Origin of the sequence: Gilliamella sp. B3783, from assembly GCF_026536125.1 — a bacterium.
Classification (GTDB): Bacteria; Pseudomonadota; Gammaproteobacteria; order Enterobacterales; family Orbaceae; genus Gilliamella.
Genome location: NZ_JAFNOU010000008.1, coordinates 26,985 through 44,371 on the forward strand (window position 1 = coordinate 26,985; position 17,387 = coordinate 44,371).

The window sequence follows — 17,387 nt, forward strand, 5'->3', positions numbered from 1 at the left end:
TGAATGGTTTTTTATAACATAAAACAATTTGTCAACTTATTCACAGCACAAAGGTAACGTTCTTACAGCGCTTATTACTTTGTTAGTCACGCGACAATATTTATTCTATCTTGCTTGATTTACGAGCATTGCCTGTTTATTACTCATCGCTTTTAAAAAGATAACTGTTTGGTCTTATAAAATTATCTTTCCAACAACGTTTTGAAAAGAAGAGCGTTACGATGTCAAACGGTATAAAAATCTACCAGATGTAACGCATTAAAACTTTTAAGATCAGCAACTATTGATGTTACATCTAGCTCATCTACTATAAGCTCTCGTTTTTCTAAAGTAATTTTGGCCGGTTTAGCCTAAATATTAACTATTTTATGCGTGGCTAAAGTCGGGATAAAAATCATTTGTTACACGTAATTTTTAATCACTACAATCGGCAAATAACGGTAATTTATCTTTAACGCATGAGGATACAAAAGCTTTTTAATATAACTTACTCTTAGTAATATCTCTTTTAACTCATTATAACATCTTTTTATCGGTTGATATTGTATATTCTTAATACGATTAGAATAGAAGCATAATTAAAAAGTGAATGAAGACTAATGACATAAGCTAACAAGATGACAGTAAAGCTAATTTTTAACGTGTAAATACACAGTATTAATAAAGCTAGCGTTTATATTTGTGGATTAAAAAAATACTTAGTAAGTTCACGAAATTTATTCAAATTTTTATTTTTTGAGGTTACTTTCTTTTTAATGCATAACACTATTGTTGCTATTTTTATAGAAATAACGCTAGCAAACCTTATCTAAATATGGTATAAAACGCGCGCAACTCTTCACATTCATTTTTCAAAAAATCCTTGTGAGGTAAAGCAAAAATTTTAAAATTTAATTAACGTTATAACACACACATATCATTACTCTTTGCCGGGGTGCCTTTTACTTTAAGTCATAAGGTCGGATAAAGCGGATATGTGGAGGCATAACCCCAACGTCAAAATGAGGAAATCATGACTACAGTATCAATGCGCGATATGTTACAAGCGGGTGTACATTTTGGACACCAAACTCGTTATTGGAACCCAAAAATGAAACCATTTATTTTTGGTGCTCGTAATAAAGTTCACATCATCAATCTTGAAAAAACAGTTCCTTTATTCAACGAAGCGTTAGCTGAATTAAACAAGATTGCCGCTCGTAAAGGTAAAATTTTATTTGTTGGTACAAAGCGTGCAGCTAGCGAAGCGATTAAACAAGCAGCAGAAAGCTGTGGGCAATACTACGTAAATCACCGTTGGTTAGGTGGTATGTTGACTAACTGGAAAACAGTACGTCAATCAATCAAACGTTTAAAAGATTTAGAAACACAAGCTAGTGATGGTACATTTGACAAATTAACCAAAAAAGAAGCACTAATGCGTGCTCGCGAAATGGCTAAATTAGAAAATAGCTTGGGTGGAATTAAAAATATGGGTGGCTTACCCGATGTGATTTTTGTTATTGGTGCAGACCATGAACATATCGCAATCAAAGAAGCTAACAATTTAGGTATTCCAGTCATTGCTGTTGTTGATACAAACTCAGATCCAGATGGTATTGATTATATTGTTCCAGGTAATGATGACGCAATTCGTGCTATTCAATTATATGCAAATGCGGTTGCTGATGCAGTACGTTCTGGTCGTGAACAAAACCAATCTCCAGTATCTGAAGAAAGCTTTGTTGAAGAAGCGCCAGCAGCTGAGTAATAAACTCAAATATTTTCAGGGTCGATAATCACTATCGACCCATTCTAATGAAAATCATCACAATGGTTAAATAGAGGATTAAAAAATGGCTGAAGTTACCGCTTCTATGGTAAAAGAACTGCGTGAAAGAACAGGCGCAGGCATGATGGAATGTAAAAAAGCATTAGTTGAAGCGAATGGTGATATTGATCTTGCTATCGACAATATGCGTAAATCAGGTCAAGCAAAAGCGGCTAAAAAAGCTGGCCGTGTTGCTGCTGAAGGTGTAATTATTTCTAAAATTTCTGCTGATAAAAAATCAGGTATTATTTTAGAAATCAACTGTGAAACAGACTTTGTTGCAAAAGATGCTGGTTTTATCGCATTCAGCGAAAAAGTAGCAACAGCTGCATTAAATGATCACATTACTGATCTTGCTGCTTTACAAGCTAAATTTGAAGAAGAGCGAACAGCGTTAGTTGCTAAAATCGGTGAAAACATTGGTATTCGTCGTGTTCAAGCAATCGCTGGTGATGTGGTTGGTAGTTACCAACATGGTGCTCGTATCGGTGTTTTAGTTGCAGCTAACAGTGGCTGTGATGAAGAATTAGTTAAACATATCGCTATGCACATTGCTGCAAGTAAACCTGAATATGTTAATCCAAGTGATGTTCCGGCTGATGTGGTTGAACATGAACGCAATATTCAAATCGATATTGCAATGCAATCAGGTAAACCACGTGAAATCGCTGAAAAAATGGTTGAAGGCCGTATGCGTAAATTCACGGGTGAAGTATCGCTTACTGGTCAACCATTTGTAATGGATCCAAGTAAAACTGTAGGTGATCTACTTGCTGAGAAAAAAGCGACAGTTGCGACATTTATCCGCTTTGAAGTGGGTGAAGGTATCGAAAAAGTCGAAGTTGATTTTGCAGCCGAAGTTGCTGCGATGTCGAAACAATCTTAATTGTTTTATAAAAACCGCCGTAAAGGCGGTTTTGTTTATCTACAAAATATTTTAAAATTATTACCCGCTAGCTAACCTAGTTTGTCAGGTAATTAAATAACGAAATAGTGAGACTTCATATGGTAACCCCTTTCTATAAACGTATTCTTCTAAAACTCAGTGGTGAAGCACTACAAGGCGATGAAGGTTTTGGTATTGATCCCACCGTTCTTGACCGTATGGCACAAGAAATAAAAGAACTAATCGAAATGAATGTTCAAGTGGCTGTTGTTATTGGGGGCGGTAACCTATTTCGTGGTGCAGGTCTTGCTAAAGCAGGTATGAATCGAGTAGTTGGCGATCACATGGGGATGCTAGCAACGGTAATGAATGGTCTTGCAATGCGTGATGCTCTGCATCGAATAGAAGTTAATGCGCGTTTAATGTCTGCTATACCTTTAAATGGTGTGTGTGATGATTATCGTTGGACTGAAGCAATTAGCTTACTTCGTCATGGTAAGGTGGTTATCCTTTCAGCAGGTACAGGTAATCCGTTTTTTACAACCGATTCTGCTGCTTGTTTACGTGGTATCGAAATTGAAGCAGATGTGGTTCTAAAAGCGACTAAAGTTGATGGTGTATATTCTGCTGATCCTGTTAAAGATCCAAATGCAACGCTTTATAAAACATTAAATTATGAAAAAGTATTAGATGATGAACTAAAAGTTATGGATCTTGCCGCATTTACATTAGCGCGTGATCACAATTTACCTATTTGTGTGTTTAATATGAATAAACCTGGTGCATTACGCCGTGTCATTTTAGGTGAACCAGAAGGAACATTAATTAATAATCAGGCAACAGTTAGCTGTTAGTCTTTGTTATTTTAAATAAGGTTTTTATTATGCTAAATGAGATTCAAAAAGAAGCGCAATCGCGCATGGAAAAAAGTATTGATGCGTTTCAAACTCATATTTCTAAAGTGAGAACAGGCCGTGCATCACCAAGCTTATTAGATGGTATTATGGTTGAATATTACGGCAGTCCAACACCACTACGTCAATTAGCGAACGTGGTTGCAGAAGATGCAAGAACCCTTGCTATTACAGTATTTGATAAATCATTAACACCAATAATTGAAAAAGCAATTTTAACTTCAGACTTAGGACTTAATCCCGCATCAGCAGGTACAGTAATTCGAGTGCCTCTGCCACCATTAACTGAAGAACGCCGTCGTGATTTAACAAAAATCGTGCGTAATGAAGCTGAACAAGGTCGCGTGTCTATTCGTAATATTCGTCGTGATGCCAATGATCAGATTAAAGCACTGTTAAAAGATAAAGAAATTTCAGAAGATGATGAACGTAAATCACAAGATTTGATTCAAAAAGCTACCGATGCGGCGATTAAAAAATTAGATTCGGTACTCGCCGATAAAGAAAAAGAGTTAATGGAATTTTAATTTGTGAGTTTATAAGCCTAGTTATAACAACTAGGCTTTTTTTTATGTAAATAATTTGCTTCTTAAGATCGGTTTTTTCAATTAATGTTTCATAAAAATGGATAGTTACTGTTTTATTATTTTATTTGTTGGATGCAGTGATAATTCCTATTCACCGTCAGCATCGCAAAAGCAGGTTAATGATTCCAATCCATTATAGGTAGTTCAGTATTATGCCTAATTAACCGTAAATTCGGAAAAAAGTTAATTTGAGTGCTAATCATGGTAAAAGTACTAATCCTAAATAGAAAAGAGTTTTAGGCATGATTTATCATTGATCTTCGATCAAATGGATGAGCGACTGTAAACACGACTGGTTGATATTGATGTTACCAAGCTTAAAAACGGTTAATTATAACTGAGGTTTTATTTAGTAATTATTGGCTTAAATTGTCTATATTGTGTGATTAGTTTTGTTTCTAATTATCATAATTTAAGTATATAATGTGATGAAAATAACATTATAGGGCTATATTTGTTGTTTTTATAACATTTACTAACATTTATAAATGACTAACAATATTTACTAGACATCATTAACAATAATTAAAGGAAAGCTTATGGATTATGCAAAGTATATTGATCATACTCTACTTGCAATGAATGCCACAGAAGATCAAATACGTAAACTCTGTGATGAAGCAAAGCAGTACCATTTTTATTCCGTGTGTGTGAATTCTGGTTATGTACCTTTAGCCGCTAGCTTATTAAAAGGTAGTGACGTCAAAGTTTGCTCGGTTGTTGGTTTTCCTCTTGGTGCGATGTTAACTTCTGCAAAAGCATTTGAAACTGAAATGGCGGTTAAAGCAGGTGCGCAAGAAATTGATATGGTTATCAATGTTGGTTGGCTAAAAAGCAATGATTGGGATGCCGTTAAAAAAGATATCGATGCGGTCTTTAAAGCATGTAATTCAGTGCCATTGAAAGTAATTTTAGAAACTTGTTTATTAACTAAAGATGAAATCGTAAAAGTTTGTACAATTTGCAAGGAAATTGGCGTTGCTTTTGTTAAAACTTCTACAGGATTTAGTACATCAGGCGCAACGGCTGAAGATGTCAAATTGATGCGAGACACCGTTGGTGATAAAATGGGTGTTAAAGCATCAGGTGGTATTCGCGATCGGCAAACTGCTGAGAAAATGGTTCAAGCTGGTGCTACACGGTTAGGCGCTAGTGCAGGCATTGCAATTGTTTCAGGCAATTCTACCTCATCAAGCAACTATTAATTGATCCTTTCATAAGCTACTGCAAAGTAGCTTATTGCTATTTAATGGAATGGCAATGGAAACACAACCTCAAAAAAGAGTTAACGCACTTATTGAGTACCTAAAATCGACCGATAAAATTCATTTAAAAGAAGCGGCTCAAATGTTAGCTGTATCTGAAATGACGATTCGGCGTGATATTAACAATCAACCTTCACCTTTAACGGTATTAGGCGGTTATATTGTTAATCAGTCCCAAAATCAAATTACCCAATACTTTGTTAGCGATCAGCAAGATAAACAGGTAGAAGAAAAACGTTACATAGGTAAGCTTGTTAGTCAACTAGTTAACGAAAACGATACTCTTTTTTTTGATTGTGGTACTACCATCCCCTTTATTATCGATGCAATTCATGAGGATATATCCTTCACTGCAATTTGTTATTCGCTTAATGCCTTTTTAGCGTTACAACATAAACCGAAATGCAAAATTATTTTATGCGGTGGGCATTATCAGCTTAACAATGCCATCTTTACCAGTATTAGTCCACATAATCAATTAGATTTTATATGCCCTAATAAAGCTTTTATTTCGGCTGCAGGTATAGATCTTATACAAGGTGTTACTTGTTATGATTTTGATGAACTGAGTATGAAGCATCAAGCCTTAAATAAGTCTTGTCAGAATATTTTAATTGCTGATCATACCAAGTTTAATCAGGTTAAGCCGGCTTTTATTGCTGAACTTAATCAGTTCTATCAAGTGATTACGGATAAAGCGCCAAGCGCTCAGTACCTTACTTTTTTTAACGATAATAATATCGGTTTAATTTATTGATGATGAAAAATATTACAATTTTAGGTTCAACAGGGTCAATTGGCTGTAGTACGTTGGCCGTTATTCGGCAAAATTGGTCACAATTTAAAGCTTATGCCTTAGTCGGCGGTAAAAATGTCAGCAAAATGACCGAACAGTGCCAAGAATTTAAACCTAAATACGTGGCTATGGCTGATGAGCAAGCTGCCATAGCGCTTAAGGCTAATTTGCTAAATCTGAATTTAGATATTGAGGTATCGAGTGGTGAACAAGCTATCTGTGACTTAGCTCAATTACCGGAAGTCGATTACGTTATGGCGGCTATTGTCGGCGCGGCTGGATTAAAACCGACCCTTGCTGCTATTAAAAAAGGTAAGCGTATATTACTGGCAAATAAAGAGTCATTAGTGACTTGTGGTCATTTATTTATGCAAGCGGTGAAGCAATATGGCTCACAGTTACTACCGGTCGATAGTGAGCATAATGCTATTTTTCAAAGTTTACCCTGTGCCGTTCAAGAACAATTAGGCTTTGCTCATTTAGCCGATTATGGCATAACTAAAATAGTACTAACCGGCTCGGGTGGTCCATTTCGAGATTTACCTTTAAACTCGCTCATTTCAGTTACACCCGAGCAGGCGGTTGCGCATCCTAATTGGTCAATGGGAAAAAAGATTTCAGTTGATTCAGCAACGATGATGAATAAAGGCTTAGAGTATATTGAAGCCAGATGGCTATTTAATGCCAGTTTCGATGAAATGGAAATTATTATTCATCCTCAATCGATTATTCACTCTATGGTACGTTACCAAGATGGTAGTGTCATCGCTGAACTAGGAGTACCGGATATGTGTACACCTATTGCCTATGCTATGTCATATCCACAGCGTATTTTGTCAACTGTACCACCCTTAGATTTTACAAAAGTTTCGGCATTGACGTTTACTGCCCCCGATTTTAATCGCTATCCTTGCTTAAAATTAGCGATAGATGCTTTTAATCAAGGGCAAGCGGCAACGACGGCTTTAAATGCCGCCAATGAAATCGCTGTCGAGGCTTTTTTACAACGCAAAATCGGTTTTATGGATATTGCAAATCAAGTTGCGGCAACCTTAGATAAACTCAATTTACCCGAACCCAAGACTATCGAGGATGTGTTAGTAATTGATAAGTGGGCTCGACAACAGTGTAGTAAGCTATAACTTAAGTGTTATAGCTGTGTTTTATAGACGCGGCAAGGTGTGCCCATCGCAATGACATTACTTGGTATATCACGATCAACTATGCTACCAGCTGCAATAACGGCGTTATCGCCAATGGTCACATTAGGTAATACAATCACATTGCCGCCGATCCAAACGTTATTGCCGATTGTAATTGGTTTTGCAAATTCATGTCCGCTATTGCGAATTTGACTATTTAATGGGTGTCCTGAGGTATAAAATCCACAATTGGGTGCAACCAGTACATTATCGCCAAAAGTAATTTTAGCCGCATCTAACATAATGCAATTGAAATTAGCAAAAAAATTTTCGCCAATTTCAATATTGTAGCCATAATCACATTGAAAACCAGGCATGATAGTAAACTGTTGCCCAGTTTTGCCTAATAGGATTTGGAATAACTGTTGTCGTTGCTGTTTGGCTAGTGGCGATAATTGGTTTATTTGAAAACAAAGATCTTGTGCATAAAGCCTTTCGTTAGCCAGTAAATCGATCTCTGGGTTATAGAGCATACCTGCTAGCATTTTCTCTTTTTCGCTCATGTTGCTACGCCATTTGTTTTGCTGTTAATGCAGGGTTATCACTAATAAACGATTGTAAAAAAGCGCTATCAGGAAGTGCAGTTAACGCCCCTTTTTGAGTTGTCGCTAACGCGCCGCAAGCACTGGCAATAGTCATCATGCTTTCTAACATAAGTTTATCGTCTGGCATTCCGGACGTTGCAATACTACTGAGTAATCCTGCAACAAAAGCATCGCCTGCACCGGTTGTATCAATACTGTTAACATGATAGGAATCGAACGAAAATGTTTTACCATGCCATAAAACTACACTGCCATCTTTACCTTTAGTGACTAATTTAAGTGTTGCATCATAATGTTGTTGTAACTTATTTAAAGCGGCACTCCAATCGTTAGATTCGGTTAACCAAAATAGCTCTTCATCAGAAAGTTTTAGTATGTCGGCATCATGACAAAATTGCGTAATAATTGTGCGCATTTCGTTTTTATCATGCCACATTTGTTCGCGTAAATTGACATCAAAGCTGATTAAACCCTTTTTACCATTCAACCTTTCAATCGCTGTTTTTAATGTTTGACGGCAAGTCTGCCCAACTAAAGCTAGCGAGCAAAAATGCAAAATATCTTGGTTAAAATCAGGAATCGCCTGCTGAGATAGAAACTGATCGGCAGACGGCGACACTAAAAAAGTAAAACTCCTTTCGCCATTATTACCGAGATCAACCACCACCGTACTGGTTCTATGATTATCATCTTTTTCTAAACTTTGGCAATCAACGTGGTATTGATTAAATGTTTTTTCCATAAAGTGACCAAAAGGATCATTACCAACACGACCTATAAATGCGGAAGGAAGTCCCAATTTTGCTACACCAATAGCGACATTTGCAGGTGCTCCTCCTGCACAGGCTTTGTAATTCATATCACCAAATGGTAAAAGATCGATAACAGCATCGCCAAGCGACCAGACTTTAGTTTTATTCATTTTGTTACTCAATTTAAAGTTAATAGGTTTAAGTGTTGTGACTTTATGGCTGGTTTATTTAAACAGTTAAGTCAGCTTAAACGAAGTTTTATAATTAGTCATTAACAATAGACTAAAGCATTTACAAAAAAATTCATTGTTAACGTTAAAAATGTGTGATTATTATCACATATTTTGCCTGTTAATTGATCAAAAGTTAACGTTAACAATTAAGTTAGGGTAATATAGCTTGATAAGAAAGGTGGCTATATTAAAGTCATCATATTGATGAAAATTATATTTAATGCGGAATGTATAAAGGGGAGTTTATGTCTACTGCAATCGATCAAGCAAATCAAGCTGTTAAACAGTTAGAAAAGGTAATGAATAAACAGTACTATCCACGTTTTCATCTGGCACCACAGTCTGGATGGATGAACGATCCTAATGGTCTTATCTATTTTAAAGGGCAGTACCATGCTTTTTATCAGCATCATCCTTTTGATGAAAACTGGGGACCGATGCATTGGGGGCATGTGGTGAGTGATGATTTAGTCACATGGAAAAGATTACCTATTGCGCTAGCACCGGGTGATGCGTTTGACAAAAGCGGTTGTTTTTCTGGATCGGCAATAGATAAAAATGGTGAGCTTTGTTTAGTTTATACCGGTCATATTTGGTTACAAGGTCAAGGGAATGATGAACACATTTGTCAAACTCAATGCCTTGCTACAAGTAAAGATGGTATTCATTTTGAAAAACATGGCACTATTTTAACTCCAGAAGATGGCATTATGCATTTTCGTGATCCTAAAGTTTGGCAACAAGCAGGTCAATGGTGGATGGTGGTAGGGCAAAGGGATAACAATGATGTTGGACAAATATTATTGTATCGCTCTCACGATTTTAAAAAGTGGCAATTTGATCACGTGGTGGTTAGTCATATCGATCCTAATGTCTATATGCTTGAATGCCCTGATTTTTTCCCGCTTGGTGATAAATGGATCTTGATGTTTTCACCGCAAGGTATGAAAGCAAAAGGTTATCAATACCGTAACCGATTCCAATCAGGCTATATTGTCGGTGATTGGCAACCTGGGAAAACGTTTTCGATAGTTAAACCATTTCAAGAAATGGATTTTGGTCATGATTTTTATGCACCACAATCGTTTGTTGCAAAAGATGGTCGGCGCATTATTTTTGCTTGGATGGATATGTGGGAATCAATGATGCCAAGTAAACAAGATAAATGGATGGGCGCCTTTACGCTTCCGCGCGAATTAGTTTTAGATCGCAATAATAATGTCCGTAACCGTCCAATTAAAGAGCTTGAAGCATTACGAGAAAAGCCTAAAAACCTGAGTGAAATAACACTCAATAATGAATTGAAAAATACCGATATTGAATCAATTAGTTGCGAGATTAATGTCGATATTGATTTAACCCAAAGTAATGCTGAACGTTTCGGTTTACAGCTAGCGGCAACGCCAGATGGTAAGCAAGCCACACTATTGTATGTGGATCTGCAATCGAATCGTATTGTACTTGATCGTAGTCTTTCAGGATTAGCATTAAAGGGATATCGCAGTGTTCGGTTACCTAAAACTAAAAAGTTAAATTTGCATATTTATGTTGATGCTTCATCTGTTGAGGTTTTTGTTAATGGTGATTTATATAGTCTATCGAGTCGTATTTATCCAAAATTACCGGCTAAACGAATCGTTAACTTATTTGCTGAAAATGGCCAAGCAAAAATTATAAGATTAGATAGTTGGCAGTTAAAATCAATTTATGAATAATTGCTAATCATCCCACTACTTTAGTGTAGTGGGATAACAGTTTTTGTTTATAATGAATCTCGTTGCAAAAATGGCGCAGGTACATAGGTTACGTTTTTGTTAGTTTGGTTGTTTATGATGTGTAATGCGGCTTGTTCGCCTATCTGATAATGAGGTAATTGTACGGTGGTTAGCGGTGGATAAAAAAGTTCCCCTGTGCCGACCATATTATCATAACCTACAACTGCGATATCTGTTGGAATATGAAAACCTTGACTTAACAAAAATTGATAAGCAACAAATGCAATACGGTCATTGCCACAAATTAACACATCAAAGTCTGGTTTTTTGTTACAGTGCTGTTTTAATATATCAACTGTCATCATATATTCTTGGGTAAGGTTATTTTCTACCGTTGTGGTGTGGTAACTGATAATGTCATTTAAATTACGACCTGCGTCTAACCATGCTTGCTCGGCACCTTTACGGCGAGTTTTACCAGCTAAGCTGGTATTTGACAAATAAATACATAATGGTTTTTTATAGCCTTTTTTAATCACTTGTTGCATGGCGTAGTATTGACCTGTGTAATCATCCGGAATATAACACGCTAGATCTTCACTATCACAGATGCAATTGGCTAATACCACGTTTTTCCCGAGTAACTTTGTCGGAAGTTCAATTTTTCTTAGTCCCATAGTGGTATAAATAATGCCATTAGGTCGATAAGATAGCAGAGTATTAATGGCATGATTAGCTTGTTTATCATCAAATAGATTAACAATAAAAGTATTCCAACCGTGTTGTTGTGCTGTTTTTTCGATCGCTTGTAATAATTCTACAGAAAAAGGGGTCATTGCTGTTTCTAATGCTAAAACACCTATTGCACGAGGGCCAGAGTTATCGCCACGAATTTTACGTGCTGACAAGTCCGGCACATAGTCAAGTTGCTCAATTGCTTTTTGAACCCGATTATAAGTCTGTTTATTTAATTTTTCAGGATTATTAATTGCGCGTGATACCGTCATCAACGAAACCGACGCCAACTTTGCAACATCCTTAAGTGAAGCCATAATTAAATCCTTTTGTTTAGCATTAAAAAAATCTTTTTCTAATAATTATTTCAAATGATGATACCACAAATAAAAATGATAAAAAGTGTGAGGGAGTTATCATTTATGATAACCGGTTGTATCTATTTTCTGTCAATTGTGACAATAATGTTAACATTAACATGTTAACGTTAAACTTCACAATATAAGAGTAATAAATATGAATATAATAGCAAATAGAAATTATTGGTTTTCATCTGGTTATCTTATTACCTTTTATGCAGCTTGGTCTCTTTGGTGGTCTTTTTATGCAATATGGTTAAAAAGTAAAATTGGCTTATCGGGTGAGCAACTTGGAACGGTTTATGCGGCAAACTCGGCTGCTGCCATGTTTTTTATGATATTTTACGGCATCATTCAAGATAAATTACAAATCGGCAAAGCTGTTATTACCTTTCAAAGTATCGTGATGATATTAATTGGTCCGTTTTTAATTTATGTTTATGAGCCGTTATTAAAAAGTGATTTTATTATCGGTGTCTGTATTGGTGCACCAGTGTTGAGTGCCGGATTTATTTCTGGATGTGCTTTAATTGATTCGTTTATTGAGCGCATTAGCCGCTTATTTGGTTTTGAGTTTGGTCCAGCTCGCTTTTGGGGATCGTTTGGTTATGCTGCCGCGACGTTTGTTGCTGGTATTTTATTTGGTATCGATCCTCATATTAATTTTTGGATGGCATCTGCTGTTGCTGTTATCTTTTTTATTATTAATTTGACCTTTACGCCAAAACGTTATCCAGTGGATGCAAACAAGGATAGGGTTATTGAAAAAACCTCAACCATTCCAACATTAAGTGAAATTTTCTCATTATTTGGTATGAAAAAATTTTGGCTATTTGTATTTTTTATTATTGGGACAAATAGTTTTTATACCATTTATGATCAACAACTGTTTCCAAATTTTTACACAAGTTTTTTTGAAAAAAATGAAGATGGTTACCGCGTTTATGGTTATTTAAACTCTTTTCAAGTTTTTTTAGAGGCGGCCTGTATGATCTTAGCACCCTATTTTATTAATAAAGTGGGTGCTAAAAAGTCACTATTAATTGCTGCACTCGTGATGATTTGCCGAATTGCTTTATCTGCATCACTACATAATGTTTATCTGATATCATTAATAAAACTATTTCATGCCATTGAAACGCCGCTGTTTATTTTGGCGGTATTTAAATATGTTGTAGCTAATTTTGATGCTAGATTATCATCAACCCTCTATTTAGTTGGCTTTAATATTTCATCTAATATTGGTGTGATTGCACTGTCATGGGTGGTGGGTAAATTATTTGATAATACTGGCTATTCAACAACGTTTTATGTGCTTGCTAGTATTGTGCTATTTATTTTAATTGTTGCTATATTTACCTTAACCAATGATCGAAAAAATAGACTTCAATCACAATAGTTATTGTTATCTACTTTATAAAATGGAAACGGAAGTTTCCATTTTGCTATTTAGTTTATGATCAATAAATACAAAGCTTGCTTCTATGATGAGTTTGCGAAACAATAGATAATCACTATGATTAATGTCTATAGGTTGTTGTTGTGAATATTACCAAAACAGTAGTTACGCCTGATATGCTATGGCAAACAATCAGGCAAGAAGCATCAAAATTAGTAGAAAGTGAACCAATGCTAGCCAGTTATTTCCATGCCACTTTGCTTAATCACGAAAATTTAGGTAATGCATTAAGCTATATTTTAGCCAATAAACTTGCTACCCAAGTCATGCCAGCAATTGAAATTCGTGAAATTGCACGGCAGGCTTATAAGGCTGATCCGCATCTTATTCAATCCGCTATTACTGATATTATTGCGGTTTATGTGCGTGATCCTGCCACCAATTATTATTCAACTCCTTTACTTTATTATAAAGGCTTTTTATCGTTGCAAGCTTATCGTATTGGACATTGGCTTTGGCAACAAAATCGTCAATCACTCGCCACATTTTTACAAAGTCAGATTGCTATTGTGTTTGGCGTTGATATTCATCCTGCTGCAAAAATTGGCTGTGGTGTGATGTTCGATCATGCGACAGGTATTGTCATTGGTGAAACTGTCGTCATAGACAATGATGTATCGATTTTACAATCGGTAACACTGGGTGGTACAGGTAAAGAGAATGGGGATCGTCATCCAAAAATTCGAGAAGGCGTCATGATTGGTGCTCATTCAACGATTTTAGGTAATATCGAAATTGGTAAAGGGGCAAAAATTGGTGCCGGTTCAGTCGTATTAGAGCCAGTGCCAGCCCATACAACTGTTGCTGGAGTACCAGCAAAAGTGGTCGGCTGCCCTGATTGTGATAAACCAGCTTTGAATATGGATCAAGAAATTTGATTGCGTGAAAAGATTTCCGTCGACAATAGTCGACGGTAGGTCAAAACCAAAATTTAGTGGTTAGAATTAACATTCACATCCATAGTTGGATATGGAATATTAATACCATTTTCAGTTAGTAGATTTTTAATATTTTCCAGTAATTCTGCTCTCACTGACGGGTAATTTTCGTTTGATGTCCAAACCAAAACATTAAAGTTCATTGATGATGCATCTAACAGATCTAAACGAATAATTGATTCTTTATTTGTCAAAATATTGTTGGTTTGGTTTACTGCTTGTCTTAGCACTTTGTAAACATTTTGAATATTTGAATCATAACCCACATTAATAACCAAATCTAAACGTCTTTCTGGTAAACGGGTAAAGTTGATTATATTGGCACTAACTACCTGACTATTAGGAATAACAACAAGTTCGTTAGTTGGTGTAACAATCGTTGTTGAAAAAATCTGTATAGAGTCAATGACGCCTCTTTGACTGTTGATAACAACGGTTTCACCCACTTTAAACGGACGAAATATTATTAATATGACGCCAGCGGCAAAGTTAGACAGTGAACCTTGCAGTGCCAAACCAACAGCTAAACCTGCAGCACCGATAACTGCGACAATTGAGGCTGTTTGTACGCCTAACTGTCCTAAAACTGCAACCAGTGTCACGACCATAACGGCATAATAAGATAATGCGCTGACAAATTTCACCACTGTTGGATCAACATGGCGGCTGCTTAAAATGCGTTTTAATTGACGACTGATAAACTTAGAAATTGCTCGACCAATTATAAAAATAATAATGGCAAAACAAAAATGCGCTATATAGCTAAGCACAATGCCATCATATTTATCAATAAATGCGGTAGTTTGAGTTAAAATATTTTCAAAATTCATCACATAATCCTATTTGAGAGCGATAAAAAGTTAGTTTAAAAAGTCATACATACATAGCATTTAAACTAACTGTTTTGCTAGTAACGCCCAACGTGTATCAAAATTGGTGGTAGGAAGATATTTAAAGCCTGAACGAGAATAACGTGACATCATCCCTTCACAAAATGCTAATAATTGACTAGATAAAATACGTTCATCAGTAGTAAATGCAACCCCTTCGCGAATTTTTCGTTCTCGCAAAACTTGTTTTATTTGAGTTTCTATTCGTTCAAATAATTGACTGATTCGCTCTTGTAATTGTTCTTGTTCAAACATTAACGCATGCCCAGTCATAATCCTAGTTAATCCAGGGTTTTTTTCTGAAAAACCTAATATCAGCGCTAAAATAAGCTGTAAGCGGGTGAATGTTTTAGGCTCATCTTGCATAATGGTATTGATGCGTGAAAGCAATATATCTTCAATATAAACAATCAAGCTTTCAAACATTTTGGTTTTGCTTGGAAAATGTCGGTAAAGTGCTGCTTCTGAAACACCGACAGTGGCGGCTAATTTCGCCGTGGTAATGCGTTGCGTCCCTTCATTGGACTCAAGCATAGTTGCCAATGCTTGCAAGATGTCTTCTTTACGATTCTTATTTTTGCTGGTCACAATCATTTTTTACCCGAATGCCCAAATCCACCTTCCCCTCGTGCTGAGAGTGTAAATTCATCAACAATATTGAATTCGGCTTGTACCACAGGTACGATAATCAATTGTGCAATTCGATCACCGGCTTCAATTATAAAAGGGGTTTGGCTGCGGTTCCATACCGGAACAAAAAGCTGTCCTTGATAATCAGAATCAATTAAACCGACTAAATTACCGAGTACAATCCCATTTTTAGATCCTAAACCTGAACGAGGTAAGACCAATGCCGCTAGATTTGGATCGGCAATATGCATGGATAAACCGGTAGGCGTTAAGATGGTTTCACCGGGTTTAATTTCGGTTGTTTTATCAAACATGGCTCGTAAATCAATACCAGCTGATCCTTCAGTTGCATAAGTGGGGAGTGGAAACTCATTACCTAAACGTTTATCTAATATTTTAATATCAATTTTTCTTTTCATTATCACTCGCTTTGTATCGTGTTATCACAGCTTCAAGTAATTGTTTTGCTAATTGTTGTTTACTACTTAATGGTAACCTTTGTTCGCCATTTTGCCAATAAAGGGTTAATGCATTTTGATCGGAATTAAAACCAATTTTTTTATCTGAAACATCATTAGCACAGATTAAATCTAAATTTTTGGTGATTAATTTTTTTAAGGCATATTTTTCAACATTATTGGTTTCTGCGGCAAAACCAACAACAAAAGGCCTTGAATTTTTTAATGCGGCAACACTTGCAACAATGTCTGGATTTTTAGCTAATTTAATCACAAGTTCATTATCGTCCGTTTTTTTTATTTTTTGAGTGGCAATTGTTGCCGCACGGAAATCGGCAACTGCTGCACAAGCAATAAAAATAGACGATTTTTGCGCTGCAGTTAATGCTTGATTATACATTTCATTTGCACTTTTAACATCGATTCGTGTGACATGCTTTGGCGTATCTAAATTAACTGGGCCGCTAATAAGTGTAACATTTGCGCCCATTTCTGCCGCAGCTTTAGCAATAGCAAAGCCCATTTTTCCTGAACTGTAGTTACTGATATAACGGACAGGATCGATTTCTTCAACCGTTGGACCAGCAGTAATAGTAATTGATATCCCATCTAATAATGATGAGTGGGTAAAATAGCTATTGAGATTTTCGACAATCACGTGTGGTTCAAGCATTCGACCTGGGCCGATATCACCACAAGCTTGGAACCCTTCATCAGGACCAAGAATTAAGGTGTTTCTATCATTCAATACCGATAAATTATGCTGTGTGGCTATAGCTTTATACATTTGTTGGTTCATAGCTGGTGCTATAGCAATTTGAGCCGGCGTGGCTAAACACACTGTTGATAATAAATCATCAGCAATGCCATTGGCGATTTTGGCAATAATATTGGCTGTTGCCGGTGCAATTAATACAATATCTGCCCATTTTGCCAGTTCGATATGGCTCATTGAAAGCTCAGCCGACGGGTCAAATAGATCGCTGGAAACAGGATTAGCACTCACAGCTTGTAGTGTCATTGGTGTGACAAAATGACTTGCTGATTCAGTAAGAATGACTCGAACTTCAGCTCCCGCTTTTTTTAAATGGCGAACAAGATCAGGGCATTTATAAGCTGCAATACCGCCTGTAATCCCTAATAAAATATGTTTACCAGATAGATTCATGCTCAAGCTTTCCCCATAATTCAGTCTAAATCGCTATATTACCAC

The 17,387-nt window shown here is 36.2% G+C and carries 17 protein-coding genes; 10 read left to right on the forward strand and 7 right to left on the reverse strand.

Translation table 11 applies throughout. From position 1 onward, the window contains the following. Window positions 1–1,012 precede the first annotated feature (1,012 nt). From rpsB to ispC, 7 genes are all read left to right on the forward strand, one after another. Window positions 1,013–1,750: a 30S ribosomal protein S2 gene (rpsB, locus tag J3U59_RS09060; protein ID WP_065633745.1), complete on the forward strand. Its 738-nt coding sequence runs from the start codon at window positions 1,013–1,015 to the stop codon at window positions 1,748–1,750. An 85-nt stretch (window positions 1,751–1,835) separates the two neighbouring features. Further along, window positions 1,836–2,696 (forward strand): translation elongation factor Ts, encoded by an 861-nt coding sequence (tsf, locus tag J3U59_RS09065; protein WP_065633746.1) that lies wholly within the window; start codon window positions 1,836–1,838, stop codon window positions 2,694–2,696. Between the two features lie 119 nt (window positions 2,697–2,815). After that, the gene (gene pyrH, locus J3U59_RS09070) at window positions 2,816–3,550 is read left to right on the forward strand and encodes a UMP kinase (RefSeq protein ID WP_065633747.1); all 735 of its coding nucleotides are present in this window, start codon (window positions 2,816–2,818) and stop codon (window positions 3,548–3,550) included. A 29-nt stretch (window positions 3,551–3,579) separates the two neighbouring features. Beyond that, the gene (frr, locus tag J3U59_RS09075) at window positions 3,580–4,137 is read left to right on the forward strand and encodes a ribosome recycling factor (RefSeq protein WP_323849501.1); all 558 of its coding nucleotides are present in this window, start codon (window positions 3,580–3,582) and stop codon (window positions 4,135–4,137) included. A 599-nt stretch (window positions 4,138–4,736) separates the two neighbouring features. After that, window positions 4,737–5,402: a deoxyribose-phosphate aldolase gene (gene deoC, locus J3U59_RS09080; protein WP_267333994.1), complete on the forward strand. Its 666-nt coding sequence runs from the start codon at window positions 4,737–4,739 to the stop codon at window positions 5,400–5,402. Between the two features lie 55 nt (window positions 5,403–5,457). Further along, the gene (gene deoR / locus J3U59_RS09085; RefSeq protein ID WP_267333995.1) at window positions 5,458–6,219 is read left to right on the forward strand and encodes a DNA-binding transcriptional repressor DeoR; all 762 of its coding nucleotides are present in this window, start codon (window positions 5,458–5,460) and stop codon (window positions 6,217–6,219) included. Window positions 6,220–6,221: 2 nt separating this feature from the next. Further along, a complete protein-coding gene (gene ispC / locus J3U59_RS09090; RefSeq protein WP_416379603.1) occupies window positions 6,222–7,400 on the forward strand; it encodes a 1-deoxy-D-xylulose-5-phosphate reductoisomerase in 1,179 nt (392 codons plus the stop codon). An 8-nt stretch (window positions 7,401–7,408) separates the two neighbouring features. On the opposite strand, the gene J3U59_RS09095 is transcribed toward ispC, so the two are convergent. Continuing rightward, window positions 7,409–7,963, reverse strand: a complete 555-nt coding sequence (locus J3U59_RS09095; protein WP_267333997.1) for a sugar O-acetyltransferase — start codon at window positions 7,961–7,963, stop codon at window positions 7,409–7,411. Window positions 7,964–7,967: 4 nt separating this feature from the next. Beyond that, a complete protein-coding gene (locus J3U59_RS09100) occupies window positions 7,968–8,927 on the reverse strand; it encodes an aminoimidazole riboside kinase (protein ID WP_065633752.1) in 960 nt (319 codons plus the stop codon). Between the two features lie 308 nt (window positions 8,928–9,235). Here J3U59_RS09100 and J3U59_RS09105 point away from each other — a divergent pair, with 308 nt between their 5' ends. After that, a complete protein-coding gene (locus J3U59_RS09105; RefSeq protein ID WP_267333998.1) occupies window positions 9,236–10,705 on the forward strand; it encodes a glycoside hydrolase family 32 protein in 1,470 nt (489 codons plus the stop codon). 47 nt (window positions 10,706–10,752) lie between these two features. Here J3U59_RS09105 and J3U59_RS09110 read toward each other — a convergent pair whose 3' ends face one another. Beyond that, window positions 10,753–11,757, reverse strand: coding sequence for a LacI family DNA-binding transcriptional regulator (locus J3U59_RS09110; RefSeq protein WP_267333999.1), 1,005 nt, complete (start codon window positions 11,755–11,757; stop codon window positions 10,753–10,755). 199 nt (window positions 11,758–11,956) lie between these two features. Here J3U59_RS09110 and J3U59_RS09115 point away from each other — a divergent pair, with 199 nt between their 5' ends. After that, entirely contained in the window at window positions 11,957–13,198 is a 1,242-nt protein-coding gene (locus J3U59_RS09115) for an oligosaccharide MFS transporter (protein ID WP_267334000.1), read from the forward strand. A 176-nt stretch (window positions 13,199–13,374) separates the two neighbouring features. Beyond that, window positions 13,375–14,136 carry a serine O-acetyltransferase gene (gene cysE, locus J3U59_RS09120; RefSeq protein ID WP_065633811.1) on the forward strand — a complete coding sequence of 254 codons (762 nt, stop codon included), beginning with the start codon at window positions 13,375–13,377 and terminating at the stop codon, window positions 14,134–14,136. A gap of 53 nt (window positions 14,137–14,189) precedes the next feature. On the opposite strand, the gene J3U59_RS09125 is transcribed toward cysE, so the two are convergent. The 4 genes from J3U59_RS09125 to coaBC are packed head-to-tail and all read right to left on the reverse strand — an operon-like array spanning window position 14,190 to window position 17,342. Continuing rightward, on the reverse strand, window positions 14,190–15,026 hold the full coding sequence (locus tag J3U59_RS09125) for a mechanosensitive ion channel domain-containing protein (protein ID WP_267334001.1): 837 nt from the start codon (window positions 15,024–15,026) through the stop codon (window positions 14,190–14,192). 60 nt (window positions 15,027–15,086) lie between these two features. Next, a complete protein-coding gene (slmA, locus tag J3U59_RS09130; protein ID WP_065633757.1) occupies window positions 15,087–15,680 on the reverse strand; it encodes a nucleoid occlusion factor SlmA in 594 nt (197 codons plus the stop codon). Further along, complete coding sequence (gene dut / locus J3U59_RS09135) at window positions 15,677–16,135, reverse strand: dUTP diphosphatase (protein WP_065633758.1); 459 nt, start codon at window positions 16,133–16,135, stop codon at window positions 15,677–15,679. Before dut ends, slmA begins: the two co-directional genes overlap by 4 nt. After that, the gene (gene coaBC, locus J3U59_RS09140) at window positions 16,119–17,342 is read right to left on the reverse strand and encodes a bifunctional phosphopantothenoylcysteine decarboxylase/phosphopantothenate--cysteine ligase CoaBC (protein WP_267334002.1); all 1,224 of its coding nucleotides are present in this window, start codon (window positions 17,340–17,342) and stop codon (window positions 16,119–16,121) included. The genes dut and coaBC overlap by 17 nt, the downstream gene beginning before the upstream one ends. Between the last annotated feature and the right edge of the window lie 45 nt (window positions 17,343–17,387).